The 17,539-nt window shown below is 38.6% G+C and carries 14 protein-coding genes; all 14 read right to left on the reverse strand.

Annotated elements, in window-relative coordinates:
• Positions 1-65 precede the first annotated feature (65 nt).
• The 14 genes from CRN97_RS07385 to flgM all read right to left on the reverse strand — a co-directional run bounded on the left by CRN97_RS07385 (position 66) and on the right by flgM (position 16,838).
• Positions 66-1,931, reverse strand: coding sequence for a glycosyltransferase (locus tag CRN97_RS07385; protein ID WP_097076426.1), 1,866 nt, complete (start codon positions 1,929-1,931; stop codon positions 66-68).
• A gap of 62 nt (positions 1,932-1,993) precedes the next feature.
• On the reverse strand, positions 1,994-2,491 hold the full coding sequence (locus CRN97_RS07390; protein ID WP_033152206.1) for a hypothetical protein: 498 nt from the start codon (positions 2,489-2,491) through the stop codon (positions 1,994-1,996).
• A 142-nt stretch (positions 2,492-2,633) separates the two neighbouring features.
• Positions 2,634-4,115, reverse strand: coding sequence for a flagellin N-terminal helical domain-containing protein (locus CRN97_RS07395; protein ID WP_097076427.1), 1,482 nt, complete (start codon positions 4,113-4,115; stop codon positions 2,634-2,636).
• 1,133 nt (positions 4,116-5,248) lie between these two features.
• A complete protein-coding gene (locus CRN97_RS07400; protein ID WP_049960431.1) occupies positions 5,249-5,731 on the reverse strand; it encodes a hypothetical protein in 483 nt (160 codons plus the stop codon).
• A 45-nt stretch (positions 5,732-5,776) separates the two neighbouring features.
• A complete protein-coding gene (fliS, locus tag CRN97_RS07405; RefSeq protein ID WP_033152210.1) occupies positions 5,777-6,190 on the reverse strand; it encodes a flagellar export chaperone FliS in 414 nt (137 codons plus the stop codon).
• Between the two features lie 40 nt (positions 6,191-6,230).
• Complete coding sequence (gene fliD / locus CRN97_RS07410) at positions 6,231-8,702, reverse strand: flagellar filament capping protein FliD (protein ID WP_097076428.1); 2,472 nt, start codon at positions 8,700-8,702, stop codon at positions 6,231-6,233.
• An 11-nt stretch (positions 8,703-8,713) separates the two neighbouring features.
• On the reverse strand, positions 8,714-9,139 hold the full coding sequence (locus CRN97_RS07415; protein WP_083380610.1) for a flagellar protein FlaG: 426 nt from the start codon (positions 9,137-9,139) through the stop codon (positions 8,714-8,716).
• Positions 9,140-9,911: 772 nt separating this feature from the next.
• Entirely contained in the window at positions 9,912-10,133 is a 222-nt protein-coding gene (gene csrA / locus CRN97_RS07420; RefSeq protein ID WP_033152215.1) for a carbon storage regulator CsrA, read from the reverse strand.
• 2 nt (positions 10,134-10,135) lie between these two features.
• On the reverse strand, positions 10,136-10,588 hold the full coding sequence (locus CRN97_RS07425) for a flagellar assembly protein FliW (RefSeq protein WP_074789547.1): 453 nt from the start codon (positions 10,586-10,588) through the stop codon (positions 10,136-10,138).
• Between the two features lie 15 nt (positions 10,589-10,603).
• Positions 10,604-12,235: a flagellin N-terminal helical domain-containing protein gene (locus CRN97_RS07430; protein ID WP_097076429.1), complete on the reverse strand. Its 1,632-nt coding sequence runs from the start codon at positions 12,233-12,235 to the stop codon at positions 10,604-10,606.
• 17 nt (positions 12,236-12,252) lie between these two features.
• Positions 12,253-14,139, reverse strand: a complete 1,887-nt coding sequence (gene flgK / locus CRN97_RS07435; RefSeq protein ID WP_074789541.1) for a flagellar hook-associated protein FlgK — start codon at positions 14,137-14,139, stop codon at positions 12,253-12,255.
• A 23-nt stretch (positions 14,140-14,162) separates the two neighbouring features.
• Positions 14,163-15,980 carry a flagellar hook-associated protein FlgK gene (gene flgK / locus CRN97_RS07440; protein ID WP_097076430.1) on the reverse strand — a complete coding sequence of 606 codons (1,818 nt, stop codon included), beginning with the start codon at positions 15,978-15,980 and terminating at the stop codon, positions 14,163-14,165.
• Positions 15,981-16,026: 46 nt separating this feature from the next.
• Positions 16,027-16,539: a flagellar protein FlgN gene (locus CRN97_RS07445; protein ID WP_083380608.1), complete on the reverse strand. Its 513-nt coding sequence runs from the start codon at positions 16,537-16,539 to the stop codon at positions 16,027-16,029.
• Between the two features lie 17 nt (positions 16,540-16,556).
• On the reverse strand, positions 16,557-16,838 hold the full coding sequence (gene flgM / locus CRN97_RS07450) for a flagellar biosynthesis anti-sigma factor FlgM (protein WP_074789536.1): 282 nt from the start codon (positions 16,836-16,838) through the stop codon (positions 16,557-16,559).
• Between the last annotated feature and the right edge of the window lie 701 nt (positions 16,839-17,539).

The following is a 17,539-nucleotide window of genomic DNA, read 5'->3' on the forward strand; positions in this document are numbered from 1 at the left end:
TAGTAGAGCTTGCTGTCTACTAGCTCATCTAAATATGTAAACTCTCAATACCCTACGAGCCCGTCCTATATATGTAACGTATCCACCCCATATGAGCCCTGTAATATGCCTACCAGCTGTTTATAGGTAGCTACGGCTTCGTCGCTACGTCCGGCTGCGTCAAGCTCGGCAATTTGAGCCAGAATGGTCTCCTCGAGCTTATACATTTCGTTGAATTTATCTGGGTCGTTGCGCTTTGCATCGCGAATCTTTATACGCATTGTGTAAAGGCGAGACAGCTCCCCAAGGGCCCCAGTCATGGCTGGTCTAAAACCAAAGAGATTTTTGAGAATCTTTAGGCTGGCAGTCACATCCACATCCGCCTCACCAATAAACTGCTGCAAGCCCTGGCCAAGCTTTGTAGAGTGGTTTAATGGCTTGTCATCATCCTCTTCAAGAAGCCAGCTGTCATGCATCTGCTGCCAGTTTAAAGCCATGTTGCCGTAGTTAGCCAAGGCTTCTATAAGCTCATCATAGCTGTCCCAATATTCGATGCCTGCAAACTGCTTTTCCAGTATGCGAATGTCGATATATAGGCGAATTTCTTTCTCGCCGTCAGTTGTTTTAAACGCTGCTGCAATGTTTTCAAGCTCCTGCTCACTAAGGCTTGGTGCCAATTTATCAATCTGGTTTTCAATCATATCCCTAAAGCCAGATGAAGAAAAGAATTTATTTAATACGTCTCTTATTTTCTTCTTATAACCCACTTCAGAACTTTTCTTAAGCAGCATTACAATAAAGCCACGATTTAAACGAACAATCTTTGAATCCCAGGCTATTTTTCTATAATAGTGGGTCAGTGGACCGTAATCATTGTTATCAAGGCCTATGGTCATGATATAACAATAAATCATATTGTTTTTTGTGGTATCAAATGTATCAGAGGAGAATAATCCTCCTTGGATATACATCGCCACTTTATCATGAGCGAGCTTTTCACACATCTTCAAATAATAATTGCAGGCCACCAGGCACTTGTCATTATCATGCTTTTTAAAATAAGCTGCTGCTGCATAAAAAGCCAAGCATGCTAATGGCACTTCCATTATGGTTGGATTTGCCGCCTCTTTTTCGTACAAAGCAATCATCTCATCATCTTTTTCATCCTGATGAAGAGCTATTGCCATTCCGCACACAAAACTGCCTCTATAGCGCAAATCCTCGGTGTCATTTTTCTCAAATGATTGTTTTACCGCATTCTCACATACATCAAACATCTCATCATATTTTTTGATAGCCTTCAGTTCCTGTGCAAGTTGATATGGCCAGCGGAGATTATCCGGATTCTCCTCCATCATCTCTTTAATCAATGGAATGTTTCGCATGGAATGCTTTATATTATCCTCTTCCGATTCATATACATAGCCAAAATGAGCAGCATAGGCTTCCATAAACATAGCATTTCCTGATGCCGGCAAAATATATTCATGTATTTTCCCTTCAAAGTGAGTTTCCGGTGTTACCAGACACATACGACACACCTCGATATCCTGGTATTCCTTGCCATCAAAATCGAGATAATTGTGCTGGTAATATCCGCCGATATTGTAATTTGTGCAATCTGGCTGTTGGAAAAATTCGATGATGTATTTGCAGTCTAGGAACCACTCATCATCATCGATATACAAAAACATTTTGCCGTTAGCCTGATCCAACTGGAAGTTTCTGGCCTTAGCAAAATCATTGCACCATTCAAATTCAAAAACTTCATCTGCATATTTCTCAATAACCGCTCTAGTTTCAGGGCTGCAGCCTGTGTCCACAACCTGAATTTCTGAATCTATTACCTCTCTGATTGGCATCAAAGACTTGAGGCAGCGCTCAGTTGTATCTGGTCTGCCACAGCAAAGCAGGGATATTGTAAGCAATTTAGTTTTTGGTTTATTGTTCATATATTGTTCCACCCTTTAATCACTAAAAGGCTCGTCATTTGACGAGCCTTACTTTATTAATATTAATATGTTCCAATTACAAGTGGTCGGTACATTTCCTCTCCTTCCACGAGGCCTTCAACCTTGCCCAGGCAACTATCAATCAAGCGATTGATTTCCTTGCTAACAATGAGTTTTTCGCCAGGTGCTTCGACCAAGCCTCTGAAGTCATATACATCGATACTTCTAATTTCGATTATTCTGTTTTCGATTTCTCTAAGAATCTCACTAAGAACCATTTCGATATCAATTTTATGACTAATAATAAGATTTGTATCTCTTAGGTTCTCACTTATATCGTATATCATATTGCAGTACTTTTCAAACTTTTCAACGATGTCCGAGTAATCCATTCCCATGGATTCCAAGTACTCTCCCAATACTAAGGCTTTTTGCTGACATCCGATGAGCACCTGTAAATCTGCTGCGTCATCGCCTGTACTTCCCTGTGCAAATCTATGGTTTGCTGTGTAAAGCTCTAATACCATTGTTAACATCTTGTTTCTTGTGAAATATGCCATACGCCTTACCTCTATTCTATAAATCCCTCTTTCGAAGGAGTTGCAGTCGATTTTAAAGTTACTATTCAATTTTTCTTTTTAAAATCATCCCCACCCCTGTGAAAGAGGTGGGGACATTTTATTTATGGTTTTCAACCTTAGGTTACTGAAGAAGATTCATAACACCCTGTGTAGCCTGATTTGCCTGAGCAAGCATTGACTGTCCAGCCTGCTGAAGGATGTTGTTCTTTGAGTACTCAACCATCTGGTCAGCCATATCTGTATCACGGATACGAGATTCTGCTGCTTCTGTGTTCTCAACTACGTTGTCGAGGTTCTTGATAGAGTGCTCTAATCTGTTCTGGATAGCACCAAGTTCTGCACGCTGTGCTGAAACTCTCTGGATTGCATCTGCGATAGCGTCGATTGCGTATGTAGCTGCCTTACCAGTTGCATCGGAAACGTTAAGTCCGTTGATACCGATTGACTTAGAGTTCATAGCTTCGATGTTAACGTTAATCTTGTTTGACATTGCAGCGTCAGCACCAACATGAAGGTTAAGTGTAAGAGCGTTCTGTACGTTTACGAAGCCCTTTGTGATTGAGAAGCTAATTGTTGTTGTATTATTGGTATCAACACCATTTGTCTGCTGAACTGTTCTAGGTGTCCATGTGTATGCATCACCATCTTTATCTACATCTGCTGCACCATCTGTTGCTCCTACTGAAGAAGCTGCCTTAAGCTCGATAGCTACCATGTTGTAAGCTGCTGATGCTGTGATAAGTGTTGCATTAGCCTTATCAATACCTGAACCATCTGTTGCAAGCTGTGCAAACATTGTTACTTCGTTACCATTATATTTAAGAGTAGATCCCGGAACGATAAGGTTGTTAAGGTATCCGTTTGTTACCTTTGAGTTAGCTACATCTGATGTAGATCCATCAACGATTGTATATGTCTTTCCATCGATTGAAATTGTATCACCAGCTGTTAAGCTCCACTCATTTGCTGTACCTTCTGCACCTTCATCATGCTTATCTTCAAGGTGAAGAGCCTTTGCTGCCTCTTCCTTTGTCTTAGCGCCGATTGTGTACTGTGTACCACCGATTGTATATTTCTCACCAGCTTCAAGAGATTCCATTGTAAATGTAGCTCTTGTTGTGTTCTGTACTAATGTACCTTCAAGACCTGCATCATGAGCTGAAATATACATCTTCTTAAGTCCGATATCACCCTTTAATAAGAATGTCTCATTGAACTTTGTTGTAGAAGCGATACGATCGATTTCCTGTGTAAGCTGTGAAATTTCGTTCTGGATATCATCACGATCTGACTCTGAGTTTGTTCCGTTAGCTGCCTGTACTGCTAACTCGTTCATTCTCTGAAGCATGTCGTGAACTTCTGTGAGGGCACCTTCAGCTGTCTGTACTGATGAAACACCGTCAGATGCGTTTGTAGAAGCCTGGGTCAAACCACGAATCTGTTTTCTCATTTTCTCAGAAATTGAAAGTCCAGCTGCATCATCTGCTGCTCTGTTGATTTTATATCCAGATGAAAGCTTCTCTGTACTCTTTGACTGAGAATCAGTTGTAATGTTCAATGTTCTTGAAGCATTAGCTGCCTGCATGTTGTGTTGTACTACCATAATAAATTCCTCCATGAGATTCTGCTAAATCCTTTTAGCATTTAAATCCGTTTTTGTGATAGCCCAACATCCGTGTCTGGCCTGGTTATTAAATTTGATTTTTAAAAAGATTCGAATTCGATTTGTAAGGTAAAGTTTTTGTGTTCAATTGTTCCTTACACCTTATTTATCGTTCTGGGGCGAAAAAACTTTACCCCTTTTAGAAAAAAAATTTAATTTTGTTCCAATTATCTCATTGTTTGCACAATATAAAAAAGTCGCCAAACCCTTGATTTTACTGGGTTTCAGCGACTTTTATTATTGTTAAAATTTATAACAAAATTTTTGTAAAATTTGCTATAAATTCCATTATATTCTCATAATTTACAGGTTAATCGGCGGGGTTGGATGGGTAAATATATATTAGTAAGTGATTCACTATATTCTTGTAAATTCACTTAACGTTTTACAGAGACTGGCATGACTAATAGCTCTAATAAATAGTTGATTATCATTATTAATGCCTGAGTTAAGTGAATTTAATGATTCCTCATTTTCACTTATATAGAATCCTGCTAAAAGTTAAGTGAATTTCAAATCTATATAATCTCCACTTAAAAGTGCGACTTGCAGTTAAGTTTATTTATGTTTTATATAATTCCACTTAACTTTTTTGCTTTGATTTGAGAGCAAGTTAAGTTTATTCTACAGAATTAGAAATAAACTGAATCACTCATCACATTTTATTAAGTGAAAACTCATACTTATAAAATAAACTTAACTTTATCTCAGATTATTTAATCAATTTTAAGTTTATTTCATTTTTTCTCATATAAACTTAACAGCTCCCTCAGTTTTTAAGTGAAGCCTAAGAATTTGAGATTTTCACTTAACTTTTTCCCTCACCAGGGTGACAGAATAGTCTTAACCAAGCATCTATGCCTATTAAAAAGACCTTGCACTGCTGCAAGGTCTTAGTATCCACATAAATCCCAGAAGCCCATCGGTCAAGAGCTCCCGCACCCATGACTTCTTGCTGACAGAAAAATGAAATTGTCAGCAAGAATCCTGCTTTGCAGGACAAGAAAATAGATGAATCTATTTTCTTGGTATTTACGATTTCTGTTTTTCTGATGAAAAACAAAAATCTTTATTTATTTTTTCTTATCCAAAAAGGCTGGATCGGCGGTGGTCTGTGGACTCATCATATGCTTATAATATGATGAAACTACATCGCCGGATCTTTTGATTTCGCGGGCTTCTTTTTTTACATTGGCGAAGCGAGTTTTAGCATACTCTTTGTTGCGATATTCTGTAGCCTCCACATCTGCTGTAAGGTCTGTAACCTTTTTAATCAGTTCCTGCATCAGCTTGATTTCATCTGCATATGAAGCGCGGTCCTCGTCCAGGATAGCCTTCACTCTGTTGAACAGCTGCTGAAAACCATCGTCAAGCATAACGATTCTATCGATGAGCTCAGCCTTCATGTTCATGTTTTTCTCTAAATCGTCTGGAGTGGAATTAGGATCTTTTAAAATGGCTTCCTGTTCCTTGTTTCTAATAAGAAGAACTCTAAGAATATCTGCCTTCTTTTCCAGCGACTCTCTAAGCATTATTACGTAATCTCTGTTATCCATTGTTCCCTCCACATAAAGACAGCCCCTCGTGTGAGGGGCCGTTTGTTAACCTGCAATATTTGTTGAAGATCCATCAAGCTTTTTGCCATTGGCTGTAAGCTTCATTACATCCTTCCAAGTGTCACGCATTGTTCGAAGATGCTTAAGCACTTCCTCGAGCTGTGCTGCGTCCTTGGTGATCATGGCATGTCTCAAGCAGCTCCTAAGATAAGTATACACTGCATGGAAATCCTTTGCCACAGGATATTTCTCATCGAGAGTCAATTCAAACTCTTCGATAATTCTATCTGTCTTTCTGATATTGATGTGTGCTTTCTCAATATCGTGATTCTCGCAAGCTACGATTGCTATGTTACAAAACTTGATTGCTCCTTCATATAGCATCAATGTTAACTCAGCAGGGCTAGCTGTGAGTATTCTGTTTTTTGCATATGCATCATAACCATTTGTTGGTGTCATAGTACCGCCTCCAAAAATCTAATATTGTATCTACTTACTATCAACCACCTAATAGTGATGATATTGAAGAAGAATTGCTTTGTAATGTAGCCAACGCAGACTCCATTGCGGCAAATTTCTTATAATAAGCGTCTTCCATGTCCTGAACACGGTCAGTCCATGTTTTAATCAATGAGCTGTAGTTTGAATACTCAGATGCCATTTCCTTGTCATTATAAACAGTGTAAACAGATTTAACCGCTGTAGATTTCATCTTTTCATCCAATGACTTATACAGACCGGATGTTACCTGCTTCAAGAACTCGATAACTCTATCTGGGTCCTCCGCTAACGCTGCGCGGAGCTTTTCTTCATTACCAGATGTCTTGCTATCTTCTGAGTCGCCATCGATATGGTATGCATAGCCTTCGTTCTTTTCTGCATTTAATGTTCCAAGTGTATGGATACCGAATGTAGACCATGATAATTTCTCACCATTTACCTCATACACTGACATCATTGACATAGTCATTGCAGAAATGATACCGTTCAAACTTGTATCTCTACGAAGAAGCGAATCCTTAATCTTCTGCTCCCACTTCTCGATTTCTTTTTCTGACATCTCTGCCTTTTCATCATCTGTAAGTGGCTCGTAGTCCTTTGCAGAATCTGCATTGTAAAGCTTCTGCATCTCGTTCATCAAGTTGTTATATGATGTAAGGAAATCCTTAACTTTGTCGTAAAGAGCGTCAGTATCGTTGGAAACGTTTACTGAGATTGCACTTGTAGTCTTTGCCAAAGCTTCAATTGTAAGGCCATTGACAGTGATTGAATTAGTGTTTGATGTATATGTAACCTCATTTAATTTTATTATTGCATCATCGCCATTTACCTTTGTTGCAGTATTTGAGTTATCAAGCTCAATATTTCCTGCTGTAACATTAGCAGCCAAATCTACTCTGTAGAATACACTCTGGACTAACTCAAGGTTATCGCTCTGAATCCAGAAGTCGCTGTAGCTACTATCATAAGCTGAATTCTTTACACCAAAATTAGTTTCTACATATTGCTTCCACTTTTGGTTTGTTGGGTCAGCTAATGCAGCATCAAGTTGCTCCTGAGCAGCCTGCATTTTAGCAGATCTGATTGCAATTTCTTCTGATGTAGTAGCTGGAAGAGCTTTTGCCTCAGCTACTGCCACATACCCATCTCTGATTTCATTGATAGACTTTGAAATCTCCTGATAGGTTGCATCATCAGAAATATCATATGTTGATTTAGAATAAATCTGCTTTGCCAATGCTTCTAATTTATCAGAGTCACCAGCAATCTCAGACCAATCTATTTCGCCATCAGTACCAAACTTCAATACTTGAATTCCAGCATCTGTGGTCTCTGTCTTGTACACTTCCCCTGCAAATGTCTTGTTCAGATAATCTCTGAGGTCAACAACATCTTCATCTGTACTGTCACCTATTTCTGCAAGCAACTCTTTCCAGCCATCAAGATTCTTCTGGAATGTGTACTCTTTTTTATCGTCCCCTTCGCCAACCGAAAACTTAAGAGTTCTTGTGATAGCCGTACTCTTTGTTCCTGTTGTGTCGTATGTTGCAGAGTTATAAAGCTTTGTAGCTAATGTAGATAAATCGTCCTCTGAAATAGTCGACCAATCTACTGCGCCAAATTTATCAGTATCGCTTGCGATATATGAAACAATTTCATCATACTCAGTGTTTGCTGTAGCTGATGAATCATTTTTATATTCCTTGATTTTTGCTAACAGACTCTTTGTATCTGACAGGTCATAGTAATTTTTTGCAGTTGTAAAATCAAAGAGCTTCTTAGCCAAAGTGTTGCTGGTGCTTTTAGTGATATCTTCAATTTCAGTGTTAGACATCAATCCCAGCTTATTTAACACGCTAAGCCCCTGTGAACTATTTGCAGAAATAGAGAAATCACCTTCCTTACCAGACGTTTTAGAACTGATAAAGAAACGCTGATTCTTCTCATCGAAATTGGCAATAACTCCAGCTTCATTAAGCTTATTTACAAACTGATTGATAGTCATAGAGCTATCGATCTCGATGTTTGTAGTCTTAGTACCTGTTCTTACAGCGATACTTGCTTTATCTAATGCATTGCTGTTCTTTATTCCAAGTGAAACCATAGTTGATGAGCCAGTAACTGATCCATCAAGCTCTCCACCTGTGATAAAAGCAGTCTTTGCAAGCTGAGTGATTTCAAGTGACTGGGTACCATTAATAGCGGTACCACTGGCTGTTGCTGTCGCCTTAGAAGTATCGCTAACTGTTGTCTTTTTTGCTGTATAGTTTGAAGAATAGCGCATAGTACCAACGCTAGTGTACAAACTATATACTTTACTATTAAGGGTGCTCCAAGCTTCCTGTTTCCATGAGAGCTTTGTCTGCGCCTTTACATATTTGTCTTTCTTATAACTGTATGCAGATACGAGGGCACCTACAATCGCCTCGGTATCTAAGCCCGAAGCCAAACCAGATAATCTAATAGGCATAACCCTACCTCCTATCTCTTCTCATCGACCATGATTCCTGCAAGCTCCCATGCCTTTGCAATAAGGTCAAGTGTCTGCTCTGCTGGGAATTCCTTAATGACTTCCTTTGTCCTTTTGTCGACCATCTTAATCATTACGCGATTTGTTCCCTCATGGATACCAAATACAGCCTCTGCATTTCCTTGTGCAGAGTTAATCTTTTCTACAGCTTCTTTCAAAGAAGAAGATGCCTGCTTTGAAGAATTTTCCTCATCTTCGATTTCAGGGTTTGTAGAATAGTTTCTATTCTCTAATTCAGCAGCTTTGCTTTCTTTTACAGCAGCTGAAAAATCAACTATAGCATTATCTTTTTGCACTGCTTGTGCTGGCGCCGCTTTTGCTGAACTTCCCTGTCCCTGGTAGTTGCTAACTGCACTACTTACTTCGCCTATTTTCATTGTTTTCCTCCTTACGCCCAAGGGAATTTAGTCCCATTCTAAACTCCATTTGGACAATATACATCCTTGTACTATGGGAAATTATTAGTTTTCTAATTGCTATATCGACCGGTGGGATATTAAAGTTTATAGAGAATTTAAAAATTTTTCTTTTTTCTTAGAAAAGAATGATGATGTGCTTATGTATGTTTTTAATTGATGGGCTTTTTGATAGCCTTTGGGGGTGGCTCTTTGATGAGTTTTTTAATGTTTTGCTAGCGACATGGGGCGTGAGTTAAGTGAATTTCATCATTTTCAAATTTCACTTATATAATTCTCGGGTGAAAGTTAAGTGGATTTTCTATTTGGATTATTTCCACTTAAAAGTCCAACTTGCCGTTAAGTGTATTTATAATTATTTATAAATTCACTTAACTTTTCAGTCCCAATTCTTAGGCTACTTAAGTTTATTCTGAAGAATGTCATATTCACTTAACTCAATCCCATGATTATTTAAGTGAAAATACACTTGCCAAAAATAAACTTAATTTTAATTCAAATTATTTAACCTATTTTAAGTTTATTTATATTTTTCTAGAATAAACTTAACCGTACTACGACTTTTTAAGTGAAAAACATCCATAATAATTTTTCACTTAACAATTCAGGCATATATTGAGAGATTACACATTACTCTCATCAATGATTGAATGAATAAAGATTTCTCCGCAGGAGAAATTTCCTACTTAAATAAAAAATCCAGCAACCGCAGTTGCTGGATTTATCCTTATTACTAAAGTAAATTCTTGAGTGCTTCCAGGTCGTCCATGCTGATTGCCTGTGCTTCCTCGTTTTCTTTTTGAATTTCTAAGTATACTTCTTTTCTGTAGATAGATACTTCCTTTGGAGCTGAAATACCGATCTTTACCTGATCACCACGAACCTCAAGGACTGTAATCTCGATGTTGTTGTTGATCATGATAGCGTCGCCTGTTTTTCTTGTTAATGCCAACATCGTTACTCACCATCCTTTCCATGTATTGCGTCATGAATAAGGTAGCGTACTGGCTCAGAGCCTTCGATGATAATCTGGTCACCGATGTTTGTGTCTGTGTTGATGATGATAGGTGCCTTAAGATTAATCGATGCTTCCTTAGGGTTCTTTGGTACTCTGACTGTGACAAGCATGTAAGTATTGTCTGCTGTGAGCTCTCCAAGCTGCTCAAGTGCATCAACGTTGAGCTCAGGTGCATAGTCTGGCTTAACCACGTGAGGCAGCATTACTGGCATTGCAAAGTCTGTCTCATCAAGTGACTGAAGCCACATGATATTGCCTTTGTCTTTCTTCTCCTCGTCGAAAATGAGTGTGTATCTCTTCATGTCTGGGAAACCAATAAGACCATGGATGAGATTGATGATTTTTTCTTCTGCAATTTCAATTTCGCCGAACAGTCTAGTTTTTACCTGCATTATCCCTTCTCCTTTTTAGATGTAATTTAGTAATGTCGAATCACCCAGCTTTCCTGCTGCGGTGAGCGAAGCCTGATATGCGGTGTAAGCTGCTGTGTAGTCGATGATGATTTGGGATAGATCTACATCATCATTCTCCGTCTGTAACTGCTGTACAGTCTCTCTTTGATCACCTACTCGAACCTTTGTGAGGTCTAAAGACTGCTCCTTACAACCCAAATCAGTTATAGCTAAACTTATTTTATCACAATATGACTTAATATTGCCTATTTCTGTGTCAAAAAGTTTTCGCATATTGTTATTATAGTAATCAAATTCTTTCTGAGCGGCATCCTGCCACTTGTCTAGCCACTCCTGATCCTCATCTGAAGCGTACTGAGTTTCACTCTTCATATTCTTAATTGTATCTAATTTATCGTATGCAGAGATAACTCTTTGAACCGCATTCATCATTTCATCAATATCACGCTGAAGGGAGCTGTCAAACACATCTGAAGCCTCTGTATTAATTGCGATAGTCTGATTTGCAGCTATTGTATATTCGATGTCAAAGTGGATTACATTACCATTTGCATCAAATTTCGTGTATTCATTGTTGGATGTAAGTGCTGCGCCCGTGCTGTCAGTCATCTTGGTGCAGTTGTAGTAATACTCTGGACGAAGCTGTCCCTCTTTGAATCCTGTCTTATCATACTGCACTGCAAGTTCAGCTTTGTTAGTCTTAAGAGTAGATGCAACAGTATCGCCAAAAATAATATCGCCTGTTTCTCTAATGAAAACTATTTCGTTATTTTCAACCTTCTTTACCTTATCGGTTGTATCTGCATTAGCCCAATCAGTTTCATTCTCGTATACCCTCAATGAAAAACCATTGGATGTTAACGCTCCACCGGAAGTATCGTCATTGTATACTCCGTTTGTTGCTGTAAACGCAAAAGATATATCAGGTGTATCTGTGGTATTGCCCTCGTACTTTATATTAATACTATTTACAGATTCTATATCCTTGTAGTTAAGGCGAAGTCTGTAATAGTCTGTCTCAGTAATATCCGAAATCAAAGTTGCATTATCCTTTGGTGCAATAACCTCTGCCTCTGTTGTAGGAACAACTACATTTCCAGAATAATATCTGTGCTCTTCCATTAAATCCTCAATGCTAAGAGTCTGGTCGATTCGATATTTTGTCTGTGTCTCATCCTCTGTAAATGTAAGATTTGAGTTTGTTCTGTATCCTGTGAAAACAGTACGGTTTGCATAGTCTGCATTACCTTCTGCAAAGAGAGCCTTCTGAAGCGATTCAAGCTGAGTAAGCATAGTCTTTCTATCGCTCTGACTGTTATATGAATCAGTAGAACCTCCTACGCAGATTGTCTTGCAGTCTGTGGCAACATTGCTGATATTAATGAGAGCTGTCTCAGTAATATCAAGCCACTGATTTGCATCAGGAATATTCTTTGAGTAATACTGTGATACCTGTGATAATGTAGTTGCAAGTCTCAGCGAACGAACAGCAATTACAGGATCATCAGATGGCTTATCAATTCTCTTCTGAGATGTCATCTGCTTGTTTCTAGTGTTAACAACTTCTTTAGCACTGTTAATATTCGAAGCTGAATTGTTCATTATCATCTTATTAGTTACTCTCATAATACTTACCTCTTTAATTAAACTCCGGTATTCAATATCAACCTATCATATATTTCGGAAAATACGGAAATACATTTAGATGCTAGGTTGTATGCATTTTGGAACTTGATTAAGTCCAAAGCCTCTTCATCTTCATCAACACCAGAAACTGACATTCTCTGCTGAGAAATTGATGACTGGATGTTTGTAAAGTTTGTTGTAAAAATCTGGCACTCCTGCGTATCGATAGTTACGTCTGCATAAATACATCGAAGAAAGGCATCACCACCGCCTCCTCTGAAAATTGTCTGCTTACTTTGAAGCTTCTGAAGCTGTACAACAAGATCAGCTGCATCAACACCTGATGTGTAATTCTCCTTAACTGTGGTTGCAAATTTTCTTGCATCCTTATCTGTTTCCTTAATGATAGATACATTACCCGCTGTCATCAGATAATATGTCTCATCAGAATTTGAAAATGTTTTACCTGTAGAAGATACAACGTTTCCATTTGCATCCAATACTTTATCCACCAATTCATCTCGCATCTGATGTTCAATAATAGAATCTATATCATCCTTTGCAATAAAGAATGCTGTCATGTCATTTCCATCCAAATCAACACCGCTCTGCTCAATCTGATTGAATTTCTGACAGAAACTTCTAAGGAACAGATTCATCTGGTTTTGATAATAAGGAATACCCATGTAGTCCACATCATCTCCAACCTGAAGTGAACGACCTGTTAATGTAGCTGCTACATCGGCTGTAATAGCATCCTCAGTATCCAAATTAAAAGTAATTGAAACTACATTTCCTTTAGAATCTGTAGTAAAATCAAAGCTCTGATAGCTAAATAACATATTGTTTGTGCTTATCTGGCCCTTATTTGGCATGTTAAATTCATTTATATCTGTAATGCTAAGGTTTGTTACAGTGATAGAGGTTGCAGTTGCAGACTGAACGTTTGCATGCAAGTTTTCATTATTATTTCCATCACGAACCTCAAACATTGCCTTTAACTCACCGCCGCTTGAACTAGGTGTGGCATTGAATTTATTACCATCATCTTCCCAAACAATTTCATACAGACCATCAATATCAGACTGATTAAACATTTCATCAGGTTGTCTGGATACTACACTAAGTCTGTTGTATTCGTATGTATCTACAAGCTGCTGACCATTGATATATACCTGGTAATAGGTTGCACCTGTATACATGTCTGGATCATTACTGTTTGTTACAGGAGTTTCTTTTACTGAAACATCAACAATCTTAGAAAGCTTGTCAATTAAAAGGGCTCTCTGGTCACGGAGTTCATTTGCATGTCCACCGCCCTGTTCGATTACATTAATCTGTTTTGTAAGGATAGCGACCTTTTCTGATACTGCATTAATATCATCCACTGCTGTCTTTATTTCATCGTTGATAGAGTTCTGCAAATCCTTAAGCTTTGTGGATAACTGATTAAAGTATTCTGTAAGCTGCTTCGCAGTAGAAATAAATTGCTTTCTAACTGTATCATCACCAGGGCTTCCCTGAAGAGAACTCATGGCATTAAACATTTTTGTATAGATAGTAGTAAAGCCTGAATCCTTGTTAGTCTCATTGTAATAGTCCTGAATTTGATTCATGTAGTACTGTTTTTTCTCGTAAAATCCCAAGGCCGTACTATTATTCCAGTATTTCTCATCATAGTACGCATCACGGCTCTGAGTTACAGACTCAACCTCAACACCTGTACCAGTTGTACCATATGCCTGGTAAACTCGAAGCGCTGATGCTGCAACAGTGTTTACAACCTGCTTACTATATCCATTAGTGTTTACATTAGAGATATTGTTTGCAGTTGTATTAATCTGAGCCTGAGCTGTGTTTAGTCCAGAAGATGCAATTGTCAATCCAAAGAATGTTGATGACATAAGCTATTCCTTTCCTGCTACAATTACAATGTTGTAAGCAGATGTTCTATCATTTCATTTACTACATTTATATATCGGCTAGCTGCGTTATAAGCTGACTGATATTTAATCATTATTGTTAGTTCTTCATCTGAAGATACGCCGATAACACCCTGTCGGCTAAATTCGATTTCTTCTTTTGTACCTTCCAATGATTTTTCGGTAGTAGAGTATACGCTACCTGTATTTGCGATTTCACCAATCCATTTCACATAGAATCCGTTGTATCCACATGGAGTTGTATCGCTAGGATTTAAGTTGAAATCTGTCCTATTCCAAATAGCACTAAGATTCTGACCAAGCTTCATATCTACCTGTGTCTGATCCTTATATACCTTATTTGGAATGTATGATTCCTGCTTAATCAAATCTTCGTTAACTGTCAAAGATTTAAGAGTATAACATTTTGCTGTGTCGGTTAAATCTTCCTCATTGTAAAGGTAAACCTGCTTAGTCTGAGCTACATTGTTCTCGTCAGTGTATGTAACTGTCGCTACTGTATATCTAGAGCAACCGTTTCTAACAAAAAGCTCACGTGGTGGAAGCTCTCCATCAGAACCAACTGAACAGTTTGCTTCATCTAGAACTCTTACATTTTTCCATTCATCTGCAGTAGGGTTTACGTTAACCTGGTTACCATTTTCATCTACATATGAGTAAGAAACATTTGAAACATTTCCAAGTGCTGATGACATCGATGTAAGTGGGCTATATAAATCATTGATTTCTGTAACCAATCTATGAATTAATGTATCAAGCTCTGCTTCTGAATTCATCATGATAGAATTTGAGATCCCATCTTCATAATCAGCGGATGATATTTGATTTCCCTCGGAATCACAATAGCCAAGGAAATTGCTCCAACTATCTCCTCTTGCAAGAAGAAGCGCTTTAATTTCGCCCTTATCTGTATCTCTTTCTGCACTAATATTCCCTAAGTTAAAAATAGGATAATATGTGTTAAGAGACTCATCTTCCTTACTAACAATATCTGAAAGCTGAGGCCAATATGGTGTAACAAATCCCGTCTTTTTATCTCTTAAAATTCCAACCTCATAGAAATTGTTTTCATCGATAAACTCAACGCCCTCAATATCCACATGAACTATACCGTTGTAATCTTCTCTATAGCTCATTTTTGTTAAGCCGGAAAGCTTATCCAAAAGCAAATCTCTGGTATCACGAAGGTCCATGGCCTTTTCAACACCAGCTGCTTCAATTGCCTGTATTCTTTTATTTAAATCGACTATCTTTTCTCCTATATCATTGATTGTATTTAAATCTTCTGTAATCTTTGAGTTAATGATAGTCTGATAATCTTCAAATCCATCCTCTACAGCCTGAGCTCTAGACAAAAAAAGACTAGCCTTCTGCAATACAAGATTCTGATAAACTGTATCAGAAGGATCCTTGGCGAACTCCTCAAATGCCTCTTCAAAATCGGCAATTGCTTGCTTGAAAGCCTCGCCATGGGTCTCCTGAAGCTGTGTCTGAACCTCCTGCACTGCTTCTGAACTAGCGCTATAAAAAGAATATCGTCCATTCTCTGAGCGATAAGCTTTATCTAAAAAGATATCGCGAGCGTGGACGATTGTTCCTACCTGCACACCAAGGCCAGCGTACTGTGTGCTGACCGATGCATTTCCTATTTTTCTGTAATCTCTGTCTTCGTAAACAACCTGCTCACGTACATACCCTTCAGTATTTACGTTAGAAAGGTTGTTTGCAGTTGTATTTAATCCATGTGATGCTGACTGTAGGCCTGATGCCCCAACATATAAGCTTCCAAAACTATTAGCCATAGTCTATCCTCCAAAGTCTTACTAAAACTTTAAGGACATCCTTTTCCTACTGTTTAGCATCAAATCGTATATTACCTAATATTTCGCCTGTAGTTGTAGCATCTTTTCCGTAATTTGCTGTCTGTGGTGCCTGCTTCACACTCTTAATAAGAGTAATATCAAACTCCACCATTTCAATTGCCTGCTTTAACAAGTTCTGAGTCTGAAAATTCAGCACCTGAACTTCATCTGCAGCCTTTACCAATTGATCTCGTGCTACAGTAAGCCTTTCCTGCTCTACAGGTTGGTTAGCCAGATTATTTATCATCCATGAAACAGTAACCTGCTCACCATCATGCCCCATTACCGAAGCAATACTCTTCAACAAATGGGCGCGTTTATCCTCCAGTTTAAGCAGGGAGTCTGCGATGGCCTGCTCCTGAATGGTAATAGCTTCAAGTACGTCAAGCTTCTTATGGATAATAGAATCCTTCTTTTCTCCATTAAGATTAATTAACTTTTCATATTTCGACCTTTCACCATCCATAGTTAGGATCAATTCATCCAGTAAACTAGCCACGCTTTTCCCTCACAAAACTAAAGAATAGAACCAAACTGAGACATAAGCTTATCAGCAAAGTCCTCTGTGCTAACTTCATAAGTGCCGGCCTTAATTCTAGCCTTAATATCAGCTACAAGATCCTCTCTGATATCTGAAGCCTCAGATACTGCTGCCTTTGCAACATTATAATCACGACCAGTAGATGAAATCTGAACCTCATCGCGACCCATGCTGCTTTGCTTTGCAGCCTGTGATGTGTTTTTAGTGTTTGATGTCTGATAGAGCTGAGCTACCTGGTTGTAAGCCTCTATACGCATATCGCCACACTCCTTTCCTCCCTGTGTTTACGTCGTTTTATGTCACATTAAATCTAGATACACTTTTCTTTACAATTCATTTATCGGTGCTCCCAATCAAAACTTTAGAGCATTTTTAAATTTTTTTCAAATTTTTCTGAAAAAATCGCACTTGGCCCGCCGCCCCCTCTAGTTGGCTGGGCCCTCATCCCTCCCTATGGGACACTTTATATATGCCACGCCCACTAATACGTCAGGAATCTACCTACTTATTTACTTGCATCGTCTGCGGATTATGTTTTTCTAAGCATCACGTGTCGCATTTTTTATGGTGCGTGTTCTTTAAATTCTTTGCACTTCTAACGCCGCTGTTGGTAGAGTGGGCAGACACACACTATTTATAAGTATTAATCTCCACAGCAAGCTTAGGAATAATTGCCGCGACATTTGAAGTGAGCCTAGAAAATTAGAAAGGGGTATTTTGCGATGAATAGGCGTGAGGCGCCACGGACGGCGCCGAGAGCCCGACAACGAAACGGACTGAGTTAAAGGGCAGCGCCTAAGCATCCAAAATCCCCTTTCATAATTTTCTTGGCAAACGGAGTATGAGCGCAATTATCCTAAGCCTTGTGTGGAGACTAATACGTAGACTTCAAGTGTCTGCCCTCTACCCACAGTGGCTTCGAAGTGCAAAACCAATTAAAGGACACGCACTTAATGCA

Origin of the sequence: Pseudobutyrivibrio ruminis DSM 9787, from assembly GCF_900218035.1 — a bacterium.
Classification (GTDB): domain Bacteria; phylum Bacillota; class Clostridia; order Lachnospirales; family Lachnospiraceae; genus Pseudobutyrivibrio; species Pseudobutyrivibrio ruminis.